The sequence below is a fragment of the Mammaliicoccus sp. H-M34 genome (assembly GCF_022386495.1).
In the GTDB taxonomy this organism is placed as follows: Bacteria; Bacillota; Bacilli; order Staphylococcales; family Staphylococcaceae; genus Mammaliicoccus; species Mammaliicoccus fleurettii.
In genome coordinates this window covers 16,635-32,394 of record NZ_JAJNIK010000007.1, presented here as the reverse complement: position 1 = coordinate 32,394, position 15,760 = coordinate 16,635, and the positions used below count along the sequence as shown (strand labels likewise).

Genomic DNA, 15,760 nt, shown 5'->3' with positions numbered 1-15,760 from the left:
TAGAATATTGTTATTTAAATAAATAACCTCGTTTTACAAAGTTAATGATGCACAAAATAACTACGTTTGTACTTATATATGTACATTAATTTTGTAATATTATTATAAAGTAATAGATTTTTAATTCTTATATTGTATAATATTAAGAACAATCAAATAAAAATATAATTAGTGAGGTTAAAATGAATAATATTGAGAAACAAAGATTTTCTATTAGAAAATTTTCAATGGGGATAGGATCTGTATTACTTGGCTTTACAATTTTTTCAGTCGCAGCATCACATCAAGCTAATGCAAGTGAAATTAGTAGTACGCAAACAGTCAATCGAGAAGGTGAGAACCGGGAAATTCTTACAGAAAGAAATGTAAGTAACGAAGAAACGACAGAAGTAACAGAAGCAAAAGAACCAACACAAGATAAAAATGTACAAAAAGATGAAAATGTTAATCCTGAAGTGACAACAAATGAAGACCAAAATGAAACAAATAATGATGAAGAAATAATTACTGATGAATCACCAAATGAAATTGTTCAAGATAAACCAACTGATACAACAGTAGAGGATACAAAAGAAGTTGAACCAGAACCTTCATTACCTACTGCAGAAAATGATATTACAAAAGAAAATCAACCAGAAGAACAAGATAATGAAATACAACATGAATTACCACATATTGAAACAACAAAAGAAAAAGATGAACCCTCTTCGATAACTTCTACACAAACTCCTAAAGATGAAACTCCTAAAGAAGAACAATCTGAGAACTCATCCACAATTACAGAACAAGTTGAGAATAAGGAAGAAACAACGTCGTTAAACGACAATATTCAAGAAAAACAACAAAATATAACAGAAGACAAATTAACATCTGACACTACAAAAGCACAAGCTACAAACAAAGTGCAACAGACTTTAAATGTAAAAGTAAAACAACAGGCAAAAGTAGCAGCAAGTACAGCACCAGCTCCATATCATGCTGTATCTGAAAAATATTATGGTGGTCTTCTTGGGCTATTTGGTAGACCTGGATTTACTTCTGATACTTTTGCTGAAAGAAATGTAATTATTGCTGGAGAAAAAGTAAAAGCACATGCAGAACTGAAATCTGACTTATTTAATGGCGGATTAGGAACGACAACTTATCAATGGTATATCTATCAAAATAATCAGTGGTCGGCTATCAGTGGTCAAACTAGTAATAGTTTAAATTATACATTAACCAATGTAGGAGATTATTATTTCCAATTAGTTGGTCGAAACAAACCTTTGTTGAGTGCCGCTACAACTTATGGTACAAATGTATTTTCAGTGAACGTTCAACAAAAGCAAATACAAGCAGATAAGATTACAATTACAAATAATCCAATTATGTTATCAAACGAAAGAAATTGGAACTTAGGATATATAACTAATCCAACAAACGCAACAGGAACGATACAGTGGACAGTTAATAATAGTAATTTAGCAACAATAAACCAATATGGAGTTTTAACAACAAGTAAATCACAAAAAGGAACAGTTAGAGTAAAAGTAGAAATGACTAACTCAAACGGTTCAAAAATAGAAGATTTTATAGACGTTAAAATAGGAGATATTATATCTGATCAAACAGTTGAAGTAGGAGAAGATGCTACATTTACAGTAACGCCAAGTTTAATTCCTGACGATATTGGTCAAGTCGTTACATATAAGTGGTACAGATTAAATGGAGATGTAATAAATGAAAATGCTGATACAAAAGTATCTACAGCTAAAAATTTAGTCCTAAGTAATGTCAGTACTGAATTAAACGGTTCAAGATATTATGTAATAGTAACAGTAGGTGAAGGAAATAATGCTAAGCCATTTGATCCCTCTAATATCGCTACACTGACAGTAAGTACAGCAGCTTCAGAATCGTTAAGCACGTCCGAATCATTGAGTACATCCGAGTCAGCAAGTACGTCTGAATCATTGAGCAATTCAGTATCATTAAGCGAATCAGAATCATTGAGTACATCAGAGTCAATATCATTAAGTGAATCTGAGACTATTAGTGAGTCGGAATCAATAAGTACATCCGAGTCATTGAGTGAAAGCGAATCTTTAAGTACATCTGAGTCTTTGAGTGAGAGTGAATCGTTAAGCACGTCGGAGTCCTTAAGTGAATCCGAGTCATTAAGTGCATCTGAATCGTTGAGTACGTCAGAGTCATTAAGTACGTCGGGATCAATAAGTGAATCGGAATCATTAAGCACGTCAGAATCAATCAGTGAAAGTGAATCGTTAAGTACATCAGAATCAATCAGTGAAAGTGAATCGTTAAGTACATCAGAGTCATTAAGTGAGAGTGAATCGTTAAGCACGTCTGAGTCATTAAGTGAAAGTGAGTCAATGAGTACGTCAGAGTCATTGAGTGAATCGACATCGTTGAGTACGTCAGAATCATTAAGTGAGAGTGAATCGTTAAGCACGTCGGAGTCATTAAGTGAGAGTGAATCGCTAAGTACGTCGGAATCAATCAGTGAAAGTGAATCGTTAAGTACATCAGAATCATTAAGTGAGTCAGAATCAATGAGTACGTCGGAGTCAATTAGTGAAAGTGAATCGTTGAGTACGTCTGAATCATTAAGTGAGTCAGAATCGTTGAGTACCAGCGAGTCATTAAGCGAATCAGAATCGTTGAGTACATCGGAATCAATAAGTGAATCAGAATCTTTAAGTACATCCGAATCAATAAGTACGTCTGAATCAATAAGTACGTCTGAATCAATAAGTACGTCTGAATCATTGAGTACCAGCGAGTCATTGAGCGAGTCAGAATCAATAAGTACATCTGAATCATTGAGCAATTCAGTATCATTAAGCGAATCAGAATCATTGAGCGAGTCAGAATCAATAAGTGAAAGCGAGTCATTAAGTGCATCTGAGTCATTGAGTGAATCAGAATCGTTAAGTACATCAGAGTCAATGAGTGAAAGTGAATCATTAAGTACGTCGGAATCATTAAGTGAGTCCGAATCGTTGAGTACATCCGAGTCATTAAGTGCAGCGGAATCATTAAGTACATCCGAGTCATTGAGCGAGTCAGAATCAATAAGTACATCTGAATCATTAAGCGAATCAGAATCGTTGAGTACCAGTGAGTCATTAAGCACGTCAGAGTCATTGAGTGAGAGTGAATCGTTGAGTACTTCTGAGTCATTAAGTGAGTCGACATCGTTGAGTACTTCTGAGTCATTAAGTGAGTCGACATCGTTGAGTACTTCTGAGTCATTAAGTGAATCAGAATCATTGAGTACGTCAGAGTCATTAAGCGAGTCAGAATCAATAAGTACATCTGAATCATTAAGCGAATCAGAATCATTGAGTACGTCGGAATCCTTAAGTACATCAGAATCTATTAGTGAGTCCGAATCGCTAAGTACATCGGAATCAATAAGTGAATCAGAATCAATAAGTGAGTCAGAGTCATTGAGCGAGTCGACATCGTTGAGTACCAGCGAGTCATTAAGCACGTCAGAGTCTATTAGTGAAAGTGAATCAATGAGTACATCCGAGTCATTGAGTGAGTCAACATCATTAAGTACATCTGAATCACTAAGCGAATCCGAATCATTAAGTGAGTCCGAGTCATTGAGTGAGTCGACATCGTTGAGTGAGAGTGAATCGCTAAGTACGTCGGAGTCAATGAGTGAGAGCGAATCTTTAAGTACATCAGAGTCATTGAGTGAGTCAGAATCGTTGAGTACATCCGAGTCTATAAGTGAAAGTGAATCTTTGAGTACATCAGAGTCAATGAGTGAGAGTGAGTCTCTAAGTACGTCTGAATCAATGAGTACGTCAGAATCAATAAGCGAATCAGAATCATTAAGTGAGTCCGAATCGTTGAGTGCGTCTGAGTCATTGAGTGAATCCGAATCGATAAGTGAGTCCGAGTCATTAAGTACTTCGGGGTCAATAAGTGAGTCAGAATCGTTGAGTACCAGCGAGTCATTAAGCGAATCAGAATCATTGAGCACATCGGAATCCTTAAGTGAGAGTGAATCATTAAGTACGTCAGAGTCATTGAGTGAATCCGAGTCTATAAGTGAGTCAGCATCAATAAGCGAATCCGAATCAACAAGCACGTCGGAATCAATAAGTGAAAGCGAGTCGTTAAGCACATCCGAATCGTTGAGTACTTCCGAGTCATTGAGTGAAAGTGAGTCTTTAAGTACATCAGAATCTATTAGTGAGTCAGAATCGTTAAGTACGTCTGAGTCCTTGAGTGAAAGTGAATCGTTAAGTACATCTGAATCAATAAGTGCATCTGAGTCATTGAGTGAGTCGACATCGTTGAGTACATCAGAGTCATTGAGCGAAAGTGAATCAATGAGTACGTCCGAGTCATTAAGTGAGTCCGAATCATTAAGTGCATCTGAATCATTAAGTGCATCTGAATCATTGAGTACGTCAGAATCAATCAGTGAAAGTGAATCGTTAAGTACATCAGAATCATTAAGTGAGAGTGAATCAATAAGTACATCCGAGTCTATAAGTGAGTCCGAATCGTTGAGTGCGTCTGAGTCATTGAGTGAGTCCGAATCGTTGAGTGCGTCTGAGTCATTGAGCGAGTCGACATCGTTGAGTACATCAGAGTCAATGAGTGAGAGTGAGTCTCTAAGTACGTCGGAGTCATTAAGCACGTCAGAGTCATTGAGTGAATCCGAATCAACAAGTACATCTGAGGCAATAAGCGAAAGTGAATCGTTGAGTACATCAGAGTCTTTGAGTGAAAGTGAATCAATAAGTACATCAGAGTCATTGAGAGAAAGTGAATCATTGAGTACGTCAGAATCATTGAGTACGTCGGAATCAATCAGTGAAAGTGAGTCTCTAAGTACGTCTGAATCAATAAGCGAATCAGAATCTTTAAGTACATCAGAGTCTATTAGTGAGTCAGAATCTATAAGCACGTCGGAATCTTTGAGTGAGAGCGAATCATTAAGTACATCGGAATCATTGAGCACGTCTGAATCGTTGAGTGAATCCGAATCATTAAGTACATCGGAATCCTTAAGTGAATCCGAGTCATTAAGTGCATCTGAATCGTTGAGTACGTCAGAGTCATTGAGTGAAAGTGAATCATTAAGTACGTCGGAATCATTAAGTGAGTCCGAGTCATTAAGTGAATCCGAGTCATTGAGTACGTCTGAATCAATTAGTGAATCAGAATCATTGAGTACGTCAGAATCATTAAGTGAGAGCGAGTCGTTAAGTACGTCAGAGTCATTAAGCGAATCAGAATCGTTGAGTGCATCTGAGTCATTGAGTGAGTCCGAATCTTTAAGTACATCGGAGTCCGTGAGTGAGTCCGAATCGTTGAGTACATCAGAGTCTATTAGTGAAAGTGAATCAACAAGTACATCCGAGTCGTTGAGTGAGAGTGAATCGTTAAGCACGTCGGAGTCATTAAGTGAGAGTGAATCGCTAAGTACGTCGGAGTCAATGAGTGAGAGCGAATCATTAAGTACATCCGAGTCTATTAGTGAGTCCGAGTCGTTAAGTGCATCTGAGTCATTGAGTGAATCAGAATCGTTGAGTACCAGTGAGTCATTAAGCACGTCTGAGTCTATTAGCGAAAGTGAATCATTAAGTACGTCAGAGTCCTTGAGTGAGTCGGAATCGTTGAGTGCGTCTGAGTCTTTGAGTGAGTCGACATCATTGAGTACATCCGAGTCATTGAGCAAGTCCGAATCGTTGAGTACATCAGAGTCATTAAGTGCAGCGGAATCATTAAGTACATCAGAGTCATTGAGCGAGTCAACTTCATTAAGTACATCAGAATCAATCAGTGAATCAGAATCGTTAAGTACCAGTGAGTCATTAAGCACGTCCGAGTCATTGAGCGAGTCAGAATCAATAAGTACATCTGAATCATTAAGCGAATCAGAATCGTTGAGTACATCGGAATCCCTAAGTACATCAGAATCTATTAGTGAGTCCGAATCGCTAAGTACATCGGAGTCAATAAGTGAATCTGAATCATTGAGTACGTCAGAGTCATTGAGTGAGTCCGAATCGTTGAGTACGTCCGAGTACTTGAGTGAGTCGGAATCGTTGAGTGCGTCTGAGTCATTGAGTGAGTCTGAATCATTGAGTACCTCCGAGTCATTGAGCGAATCAGAGTCTATAAGTGAAAGTGAATCATTAAGTACATCAGAGTCAATGAGTGAAAGTGAATCGTTAAGTACTTCTGAGTCATTGAGTGAGTCGACATCGTTGAGTACGTCAGAATCCTTAAGTGAGAGTGAATCGTTAAGTACGTCAGAATCCTTAAGTGAGAGTGAATCGTTAAGTACGTCGGAATCAATAAGCGAATCAGAATCGTTAAGCACATCAGAATCAATAAGTGAATCCGAGTCATTAAGTACATCAGAATCTATTAGTGAAAGTGAATCGTTGAGTACGTCAGAGTCATTAAGTGAAAGTGAGTCTTTAAGTACATCAGGATCAATCAGTGAAAGTGAATCGTTGAGTACCAGTGAGTCATTAAGTACATCTGAGTCATTGAGCGAAAGTGAATCGTTAAGCACATCAGAGTCAATGAGTGAAAGTGAATCGTTAAGTACTTCGGAGTCATTGAGTGCGTCTGAGTCATTGAGTGAGTCCGAATCGTTGAGTGAGTCAACATCATTAAGTACCTCCGAATCATTAAGCGAATCGGAATCGTTGAGTGAGAGTGAATCGTTAAGTACGTCGGAATCAATCAGTGAATCAGAATCATTAAGTGCATCGGAGTCAATGAGTACATCCGAGTCATTAAGTGAATCAGAATCGTTGAGTACGTCTGAGTCATTAAGTGAAAGTGAATCTTTAAGTACGTCCGAGTCATTGAGTGAGTCGACATCGTTGAGTACGTCAGTATCATTAAGTACGTCAGAATCATTCAGTACATCCGAGTCATTGAGTACATCAGAGTCTTTAAGTGAAAGTGAATCAATAAGTACATCAGAGTCATTGAGAGAAAGTGAATCATTGAGTACGTCAGAATCATTGAGTACGTCGGAATCAATAAGTGAATCAGAATCATTGAGTACGTCTGAGTCATTGAGTGAGTCGACATCATTGAGTACGTCAGAATCATTAAGTGAGTCAGAATCTATTAGTGAGTCAGAATCTATAAGCACGTCGGAATCTTTGAGTGAGAGCGAATCATTAAGTACATCGGAATCATTAAGTACATCGGAATCATTAAGTACATCGGAATCATTGAGCACGTCTGAATCGTTGAGTGAATCCGAATCATTAAGTACTTCCGAATCGTTGAGTGAATCCGAATCATTAAGTACTTCCGAATCATTAAGTACTTCCGAATCATTGAGTGAGTCGACATCTTTGAGCACGTCCGAGTCATTGAGTGAAAGTGAGTCTTTAAGTACATCGGGATCAATAAGTGAAAGTGAATCGTTGAGTGCATCTGAGTCAATTAGTGAGTCCGAGTCTTTGAGCACGTCGGAATCCTTAAGTGAATCAGAATCATTGAGTGAGAGTGAATCGTTAAGTACATCCGAATCATTAAGTGCATCTGAGTCATTGAGCGAAAGTGAATCATTGAGTACGTCCGAATCGATAAGTGAGTCTCTAAGTACGTCTGAATCAATAAGCGAATCAGAATCATTGAGTGCATCCGAGTCAATCAGTGAGAGTGAATCATTAAGCACATCAGAGTCATTGAGTGCATCCGAGTCAATCAGTGAGAGTGAATCGTTAAGTACGTCCGAGTCTATAAGTGAATCCGAATCGTTAAGTACATCAGAATCATTAAGTGAATCAGAGTCATTAAGTACATCTGAATCGTTGAGCGAATCTGAATCATTGAGTACGTCTGAGTCAATTAGTGAAAGTGAATCGTTGAGTACGTCTGAATCATTAAGTGAGTCGACATCGTTTAGTACCAGCGAGTCATTGAGTGAGTCGACATCGTTGAGTACATCAGAGTCTATAAGTGAAAGTGAGTCATTAAGTGAGTCAGAGTCATTAAGTGGATCTGAGTCATTAAGTGAGTCGGAATCATTAAGAACATCAGAATCGTTGAGTGAATCAGAGTCATTAAGTACATCCGAGTCAATGAGTACCTCCGAATCATTGAGTGAGTCTGAATCAATAAGTGAAAGCGAGTCATTAAGTGAATCAGAATCGTTGAGTGCGTCTGAGTCGTTGAGTGAGTCCGAATCGTTAAGTACATCGGAGTCAATGAGTGAGAGCGAATCATTTAGTACGTCCGAGTCAATGAGTGAAAGTGAGTCGCTGAGTACGTCTGATTCATTAAGTGAATCAGAATCATTGAGTAAGTCCGAGTCAATGAGTGAGAGCGAGTCGTTAAGTACGTCAGAATCATTGAGTGAGTCAGAATCATTAAGTACGTCGGAATCATTAAGTGAGTCCGAATCATTGAGTGAGTCAACATCAATAAGTACATCTGAATCAATCAGTGAATCAGAATCATTGAGTACATCTGAGTCATTAAGCGAAAGTGAATCATTGAGTACATCCGAGTCTATAAGTGAAAGTGAATCTTTAAGTACATCCGAGTCAATGAGTGAGTCGGAATCTATAAGTACATCAGAATCTATTAGTGAGTCAGAATCGTTAAGTACGTCTGAGTCAATTAGTGAATCAGAATCATTGAGCACGTCTGAATCAATAAGCGAATCCGAATCTTTGAGCACGTCTGAATCAATCAGTGAATCAGAATCGTTAAGCACGTCGGGATCTATTAGTGAGTCCGAATCGTTGAGTACATCCGAGTCATTGAGTACATCCGAGTCTATTAGTGCATCTGAGTCATTGAGCGAAAGTGAATCATTGAGCACATCCGAATCCTTGAGTGAGTCGACATCGTTGAGCACGTCAGAATCATTGAGTGAGTCAACATCATTAAGTACATCAGAATCATTAAGCGAATCCGAATCAATGAGTACATCGGAATCCTTAAGTGAAAGCGAATCATTAAGTACATCGGAATCAATAAGCGAATCAGAATCATTGAGTACGTCTGAGTCATTGAGTGAGTCAACATCATTAAGTGAGTCCGAATCATTGAGTACTTCTGAGACCTTGATTGAGTCAGAATCGTTAAGTACATCAGAATCCTTAAGTGCATCCGAGTCATTGAGTACGTCGGAATCATTAAGTACTTCTGAATCAATGAGTGCATCGGAGTCATTAAGTGAGTCTGAGTTTATTAGTGAAAGTGAATCATTAAGTACATCAGAATCCTTAAGCACGTCAGAATCATTAAGTGAGTCGATATCTCTAATCGAGAGTGAATCAATAAGTACATCTGAATCGTCTAGCATTTCCGAGGAAATAAGAGTGTCTTTAAGTGAATCGCTAAATACATCTGAAGTGATTAATTCAAGTGAGTCAGAAAGTATTTCTGTGTCACCAAATGAGAGTGAGTCTTTAAGTGCAAATGAATCTCAAGAAACTTCGGAGACTATGAGTGTTTCTAGATTATCTCAGAATAGTGATGTAGAGAACACGCTTGAAGTAAGTGATTCAAATAGTTCAATTGATGATATAAAGTTGAATGCTGATGATGAACGTTTGGTTATTTCTAACTTAGATGATCAAAGTGATTATCAAGATAGAGGTAATGATGAAAAGGATAAACAAGCTAGTGATGATAAATTACCTGAAGCTGATGTTGTGAAAGAAAATTCTGGTTTAATGAGTGGAATACTTGCTACTATGGGTGGAATTTTCTTATTTAAAAATCGTCGTAGAAAAAAACGTGATAATCAGTCTTCATGATTTATTGAATTTTTTAAATGAGCTAAGGGTTTTTCTCTTAGCTTGTTTTGTGATAAATGTGTGAAAAGTGTATAATTATTACAAATGTAAAAGGAGAAGGATAGTTTATGGAAAACTATAAAGATCTAGAAGAAATTAATAAGGAAATTGAAGAGGAGTTACTTCAATTTAAAGAATCTGAAGAGGAACTCAAGGAGAAGAAACAATTTTTATCTTTGAAGTTTATAGGGACTTTTATGATTGTGAGTTTTATGTTGTTTAGTATTTTTAGAGTGTTTATTTAATGATTTTTATATGTAGCGAAGGGGCTTTTTATGACAATTTATAATATTAATTATGGTATTGGTTGGGCGAGTAGTGGTGTTGAGTATGCACAATTATATAGGGCAAATATGTTAAGGAAACAAAATGAAAACTTTAAATTTGTGTTTTTAGATTTTTTTGCTCATGAAAATTTGCAGTCTTTAACGAGTCATTTAGGATTTTTTGATGATGAAATTATTTGGCTATACCAATATTTTACTGACATTAAAATTGCACCAACTTCTTATACTGTGAATGATTTGATTAAAACACTTGATATGGAGATAACACACCAAGTTGAAGAAAATAAGACGATTAAACTTTTTAATGATGTAGATAAAACGTATGTCCTTTGTTATTTGAAGGAACAAGGACAGCCATTTGTTGATAGAGCTGAATTTGTATCTAGAGGTAAATTAATTAGGAAAGACTATTATTCTTATACTAGAATTTTTTCAGAGTATTATGCACCTTATGAAAATAGAGCGAAAATATATATGAGACAATTTTACAATGAAGATGGGTCTATTGCTTATAATGAGTATATTAATGATACTAGCGAATTATATATGTTTAAGGATAAAATCTTATATTCTAAACAAGAATTTGTAGCTTATTTTATGGAGTCGCTTAGACTATCCTCCAAAGATATTGTGATTGTTGATCGTTCCAAAGGATTTGCACAATCTATAATTCAAAATAAAGGTGAATCTAAGTTAGGGATCGTTATTCATGCGGAACATTATAGTGAAAATTCAACATCAGATAAACATATTTTATGGAATAACCATTATGAATATGTGTTTTCAAATTCTAAGCAAATTGATTTTTATATCGCTGCAACGGACCGACAAAAAGATTTGCTAACGAGACAATTCAGAAAATATTACAATGTTACTCCAGTAATATACACAATACCAGTTGGTAGTATTGATAACATTATTAGGCCATTTAGTAGACGTCCTAATTCAATTATTACGGCTTCGAGATTAGCTTCTGAAAAACATATAGATTGGTTGATTAAAGCAGTCGTTATTGCCAAACAAACTATATCAGCGATTGAATTTGATATTTATGGTGAAGGTGGTCAAAGAAGTTCATTACAAAAAATCATCAATGAAAATGACGCAAGTCACTATATATCTCTTTTAGGACACGTGGATTTAAAAGATGTGTATGCTGAATATGAGTTGTTTTTATCTGGTTCAACTAGCGAAGGGTTTGGATTAACTTTAATGGAGGCAATTGGTTCAGGATTAGGAATGATTGGCTTTAAAGTTGATTATGGTAATACAACTTTTATAAGTAATGATGAAAATGGTTATTTAATACCTATAAATACAAATGAACAATCTGAACAACAAATTGTAGATAATTTAGCTAATGCCATTATTCAATTTTTCAAAAATGATCAGGATCCATATCATCATCATTCTTATGAGATTGCTGAAACTTTTAAAACAGAAAAAATAAGACAAAGATGGTTTAATTTAATTGAAGAGGTGCTATATGATTAATCTTTTTGAATCATTCAATACTAAAACAAAAGTTCTTTATAAAACATTCAAAAATGTTGATATGGACAATGTAACAATTGTGATTGAAGAAGATGGATTTTTACCTTCAAATATTTTAACACCATATCAATTTTTTGCATGTAATCAAGATCAATCATCAGAGGCATTGTTTTTTAATCAAGTTAATGTTCCACGATTTTGGGAAATAGAAGGTAATAATAACTCAGCAGAAATTAAGGATATGGGTGAAACTAAAGGAAGAATTATTTATAAAAATAATTTTGGCTTTAGAATTGTTGAACGCATTGAATGGCTAAATAAATATAGCAAAACTCAAGTAATAGACTACTATAATAAGAATGGTCTAAAATATGCTCAATTAATTGTAGACGAAAATCAACGTAGAATCATCAAACGTTGGTTCAATGATCAAAATCAAGAAATTATTACAGAGAATTTTATAACAAATGATATCATCTTAAAATGGCAAGAGAAAGAATATATTTTTCATTCAAAAGTGCAGTTTATTATTTTTTACTTAAAAGTAGCTAATATGCCTATGGACAGTTTCTTAATAAATTCTTTATCCATTCCATGTGCTGTACTGCATGACTTGAAGGTTGAAGGTAATGATTATTTGTTTTGGCAAGAGAAATCGAATAGTAATTTACCGGGAAATATGAAATTGATGCTCTCTAAAAAATTGCGAGGCTGCCACGTGATAGCACCGAGTAAAAATGAATATAACAATTTAATTGAACTTGTAGATGAGGAACATAAAAATCAAATTTTAGAATTAGGGTATGTATATGATTTTGTGAGTCAGAATCAACATTCGCATAATGTATTAACGTTAACAAACTCTGATCAAATACCTAATTTAGAAGACTTAGTTAATAGTCTCCCTCAATACCAATTTCATATTGTAGCTTTAACTGAAATGTCACAAAAACTAATGAAACTAAATAGTTACGTTAATGTAACGTTATTTCCGAACGCTCCAAAAGAAAAAATTATTTCGTTGTATAACAAATGCGATATTTATTTAGATATTAATAAAGGAAATGAAATTTTGGATGCAGTTAAAGCAGCATTTGACTATCAATTATTAATATTAGGATATAAAGAAACGGTACATAATGAAAATTATGTTGCTACAGAAAATCAATATTCATTAGAAAAATATCATGATTTAGTTGAGGTTTTGAAAGAACTTGATAATAATGAATCAGTAATAAATGATAGATTAAATCGTCAATTAGAACATGCGGGATCAATAAATAAATCAACATTTAAAGAAGGATTTAAATAGAAATTCGACAAGAATTTAAAAAAGCAGGGACGTGTACTTGTCCCTGCTTTTTTATTATTCCCAACCTGTGTGATTTCTGTACTGATTAAATTCAGATACATCTAAATTTTGTTTTTCAGCAGTTTGTATAACTTGCCCTACATTTTTAAACCCTAACATTTTAAAATAATCAATAAGTTGGTTTTTAGTTAAAGCATCTGTATCCTTATTCAAAAGCGCTGCTAAATTTTGATTGGTATGGAATGGTAAGCGAGTATCATCATGTAAAGTGAGTCCATTTTGAGAATGAGTTCTCGCATCAGCATGATTCGCTTCAGTAATATTAGCTGCCCCAAAACCTAAAATAACAGTTGCTAAAGTAACAGGAATTAACTTTTTAATATTCATATAATCATCTCCAAATCGTTTGATGAGTTGATTATAATATAAAAAAACATAAAAATGAGGCAGTTAAAAGTTATTTAATATTAGTTAAGAAATAGTTAAGGATTAGGAGGTAGGTAGTAGATAAGTTGCTTTACTATAAGCTTTTTTCCATCAATAATTGAATATCCCCATCATTATCTACTTCTACTTTCACGTCTTTGAAGCCGAGACTAGTATATAATTGATAGGCAATTTGATTTGGTATGTCTACGAGTAAAGCTATGTGTTTGATATGTGGCATATGTTCAATTAAGTATGCGTCTAAGCGTTCTAAACTTTTCCTAGCATAACCTTTTCTAAGGTGACGTTCGTCGGTTGATAAAGATCTTATAAATATCGTTGATTCTGCTGGGGTCGAAAAGTAATTTGTAAACTCACAATCTTCATGTAAGACGTAGAATACAACTAAATCATTTTGGTAGGATATTCCCAATATACAATGCCTATTAGGGTTTTGTTTTGCTAATCTTATGTTATCAAGTGGTGCATTAGTGAATTCTAATTGTGAAGAATTGATTTGAAAGTTCTCTATTTTATCATAGTATGCGTCATCATAAGCTACTAGTTTCATATAACACCTCGTTCTCCAATTTATTGTGAAACAGCTAAATTTTAAAAATTGAGTTAATGTATTGTAACATAACAATTGAAATTCAATGTATTTATATAACTTTCTTGTATAATGAGTGTATCTTATTTTTAGGAGCGTTAATGATGGAAACAATATATGTAGCTGGTGGTTGCTTATGGGGAGTGCAAGCTTTTTTGAAGACTTTACCAGGTGTAATAGAGACTGAAGCAGGTAGGGCAAATGGCAATAGTAGTACAATTGAAGGTGAGTATGATGGCTATGCAGAATGTGTAAAGGTTAACTTTAATCCTGAAATTGTAACAGTTGATGATATGATGAGTTATTTATTTGAAATTATTGATCCTTATAGTGTGAACAAACAAGGTGAAGATGTAGGTTTGAAATATAGAACAGGCATTTATAGTGAGCAACCAGAACATTTAGAAACTGCTCGTCAATTTATTAAAAATCAATACGATGCAGAAAAAATTGCAGTTGAAGTTAAGATGTTGATGAATTATGTAAAAAGTGCAGAAGAACATCAAGACAGATTAGATAAATTTCCCAATGATTATTGTCATATCCCAAAAACATTAATGAATAAATATAAATAAAGCACAGTCCTAAACCGATGGATGTGCTTAGTTTTTGATTAGGAAGAGATGAGTTTTAGTTGAAGATGTAGATTAATTTATTCTATATCGAAAGAACCCCTTTGCTCAACGTGTTTATTCGTTCAGCAAAGGGGTTCTTTTGGTATATTTTATTGTCCGTGATAAATGCTGAAATTGAGTGGTTTGATGTCGTTATTAGACCATTCTTCAAATATTTTTCTTTTGTTTTTATCATTTTCAACGATTGTTATGCCACAGTCACCGCCACCTGCGCCAGATGTTTTACTTGCGCCGCCATATTTTTCGCCGATTTCACATAATTTTTTTAAATGTGGTGTTTCGATGTCTATTGTAGCGAATGAATCTAAATATTGGATGACTGTGCGGTTTTTTCTAATTGTTTCTTGTACGCCTTGAATATTATTTGTTTTAAAAGCTTTTATAAGTTGCTCGACAAATGTTTGCGATTGGTCAAGAAATTGTCCATATATTGTTGGATCGGCTTTCAAGCGTTTAACTTCACTTACTAAATGGTGTGAAGAGGCTGGTGAACCTGTCCATCCGATTAGTACTTCCATATGTTCTGGTGCTTGAAGTGGTTCTATGTGTAAGCCTGGCCAGTTTTTAAATAGAACATCCAATACAGATGTTTCTTCGATTTGTTGTTTTACCCAATCGTGGTCAAATGTACTATAAACTAACCAACCTGTATAAACACTAACAGCAATATCACCGCATGAGCTCAAACTTTGTAATTTCATGTTTGCGATAACGGCTAATTTATAGATGTACAAGTTGGATAATTGCATATTGTAAAATTCATTCAATGCTTTTATAACGGATACTAATACTGCTGCGCTAGAACCCAATCCATATTTATGTCCTGATGAATCATCAAGATTACTATCTATTGTAAGATTGTAATGTCTTAAAGTGACGTTTGAGCTTTTAGCAAACTGCTCAAACACTTCAATAGCTTGTGTAATATATTTAAGTTGATCTGCTGCATCTGTATCAGAAATGATTATTTTATCTTGTTCTCTCTTAAAAGTAATCGGTTCATGATGTAAAGTCTTAGAATGGATAAATCCTGAAGTTGAATGAGTATCTTCAATAGTTGCCGTCACAAATCGGTCAACTGCGATTAATACAGATTTATATCCAGGCTCTGTAACTGCATATTCTCCAGCGATATACAGCTTTCCTGGTGCTTTGACTTGAATCATTTTATCTCT

The 15,760-nt window shown here is 35.0% G+C and carries 8 protein-coding genes and 3 pseudogenes; 8 read left to right on the top strand and 3 right to left on the bottom strand.

Going from position 1 to position 15,760, the window contains the following annotated elements; all coding sequences use genetic code 11:
- Positions 1 to 182: 182 nt before the first annotated feature.
- The 7 genes and pseudogenes from LQ608_RS12570 to gtfB form a co-directional block, all read left to right on the top strand.
- A pseudogene (locus LQ608_RS12570) lies at positions 183 to 284 on the top strand (YSIRK-type signal peptide-containing protein); the annotation flags it as partial.
- A 2,550-nt stretch (positions 285 to 2,834) separates the two neighbouring features.
- Positions 2,835 to 5,285: pseudogene (locus LQ608_RS12565) on the top strand (hypothetical protein); the annotation flags it as partial.
- A gap of 627 nt (positions 5,286 to 5,912) precedes the next feature.
- Positions 5,913 to 8,078: pseudogene (locus LQ608_RS12560) on the top strand (hypothetical protein); the annotation flags it as partial.
- Between the two features lie 1,263 nt (positions 8,079 to 9,341).
- Complete coding sequence (locus tag LQ608_RS09405; protein ID WP_239751658.1) at positions 9,342 to 9,782, top strand: hypothetical protein; 441 nt, start codon at positions 9,342 to 9,344, stop codon at positions 9,780 to 9,782.
- A 107-nt stretch (positions 9,783 to 9,889) separates the two neighbouring features.
- On the top strand, positions 9,890 to 10,066 hold the full coding sequence (locus tag LQ608_RS09400) for a hypothetical protein (protein ID WP_239751503.1): 177 nt from the start codon (positions 9,890 to 9,892) through the stop codon (positions 10,064 to 10,066).
- 30 nt (positions 10,067 to 10,096) lie between these two features.
- The gene (gtfA, locus tag LQ608_RS09395) at positions 10,097 to 11,602 is read left to right on the top strand and encodes an accessory Sec system glycosyltransferase GtfA (protein WP_239751501.1); all 1,506 of its coding nucleotides are present in this window, start codon (positions 10,097 to 10,099) and stop codon (positions 11,600 to 11,602) included.
- Entirely contained in the window at positions 11,595 to 12,914 is a 1,320-nt protein-coding gene (gene gtfB / locus LQ608_RS09390) for an accessory Sec system glycosylation chaperone GtfB (protein WP_239751499.1), read from the top strand. The genes gtfA and gtfB overlap by 8 nt, the downstream gene beginning before the upstream one ends.
- A 54-nt stretch (positions 12,915 to 12,968) precedes the next feature.
- On the opposite strand, the gene spn is transcribed toward gtfB, so the two are convergent.
- Together spn and LQ608_RS09380 are read right to left on the bottom strand one after the other, a co-directional pair.
- Positions 12,969 to 13,301, bottom strand: a complete 333-nt coding sequence (spn, locus tag LQ608_RS09385) for an SPIN family peroxidase inhibitor (protein WP_239751497.1) — start codon at positions 13,299 to 13,301, stop codon at positions 12,969 to 12,971.
- A 133-nt stretch (positions 13,302 to 13,434) separates the two neighbouring features.
- Complete coding sequence (locus LQ608_RS09380; protein ID WP_239751494.1) at positions 13,435 to 13,911, bottom strand: GNAT family N-acetyltransferase; 477 nt, start codon at positions 13,909 to 13,911, stop codon at positions 13,435 to 13,437.
- A 143-nt stretch (positions 13,912 to 14,054) separates the two neighbouring features.
- Between LQ608_RS09380 and LQ608_RS09375 the strand changes: the two genes are divergently transcribed.
- Positions 14,055 to 14,525 (top strand): peptide-methionine (S)-S-oxide reductase, encoded by a 471-nt coding sequence (locus LQ608_RS09375; protein WP_239751493.1) that lies wholly within the window; start codon positions 14,055 to 14,057, stop codon positions 14,523 to 14,525.
- 149 nt (positions 14,526 to 14,674) lie between these two features.
- On the opposite strand, the gene LQ608_RS09370 is transcribed toward LQ608_RS09375, so the two are convergent.
- Positions 14,675 to 15,751, bottom strand: a complete 1,077-nt coding sequence (locus LQ608_RS09370) for a phosphomevalonate kinase (RefSeq protein ID WP_239751491.1) — start codon at positions 15,749 to 15,751, stop codon at positions 14,675 to 14,677.
- Positions 15,752 to 15,760: the final 9 nt, after the last annotated feature.

Bases quoted from the DNA above. Each gene is read 5' to 3' on its own strand.
- LQ608_RS09380 (WP_239751494.1), bottom strand. From the start codon at position 13,911: ATGAAACTAGTAGCTTATGATGACGCATACTATGATAAAATAGAGAAC.
- gtfB (WP_239751499.1), top strand. From the start codon at position 11,595: ATGATTAATCTTTTTGAATCATTCAATACTAAAACAAAAGTTCTTTAT.
- LQ608_RS09370 (WP_239751491.1), bottom strand. From the start codon at position 15,751: ATGATTCAAGTCAAAGCACCAGGAAAGCTGTATATCGCTGGAGAATAT.
- gtfA (WP_239751501.1), top strand. From the start codon at position 10,097: ATGACAATTTATAATATTAATTATGGTATTGGTTGGGCGAGTAGTGGT.
- spn (WP_239751497.1), bottom strand. From the start codon at position 13,301: ATGAATATTAAAAAGTTAATTCCTGTTACTTTAGCAACTGTTATTTTA.
- LQ608_RS09400 (WP_239751503.1), top strand. From the start codon at position 9,890: ATGGAAAACTATAAAGATCTAGAAGAAATTAATAAGGAAATTGAAGAG.
- LQ608_RS09375 (WP_239751493.1), top strand. From the start codon at position 14,055: ATGGAAACAATATATGTAGCTGGTGGTTGCTTATGGGGAGTGCAAGCT.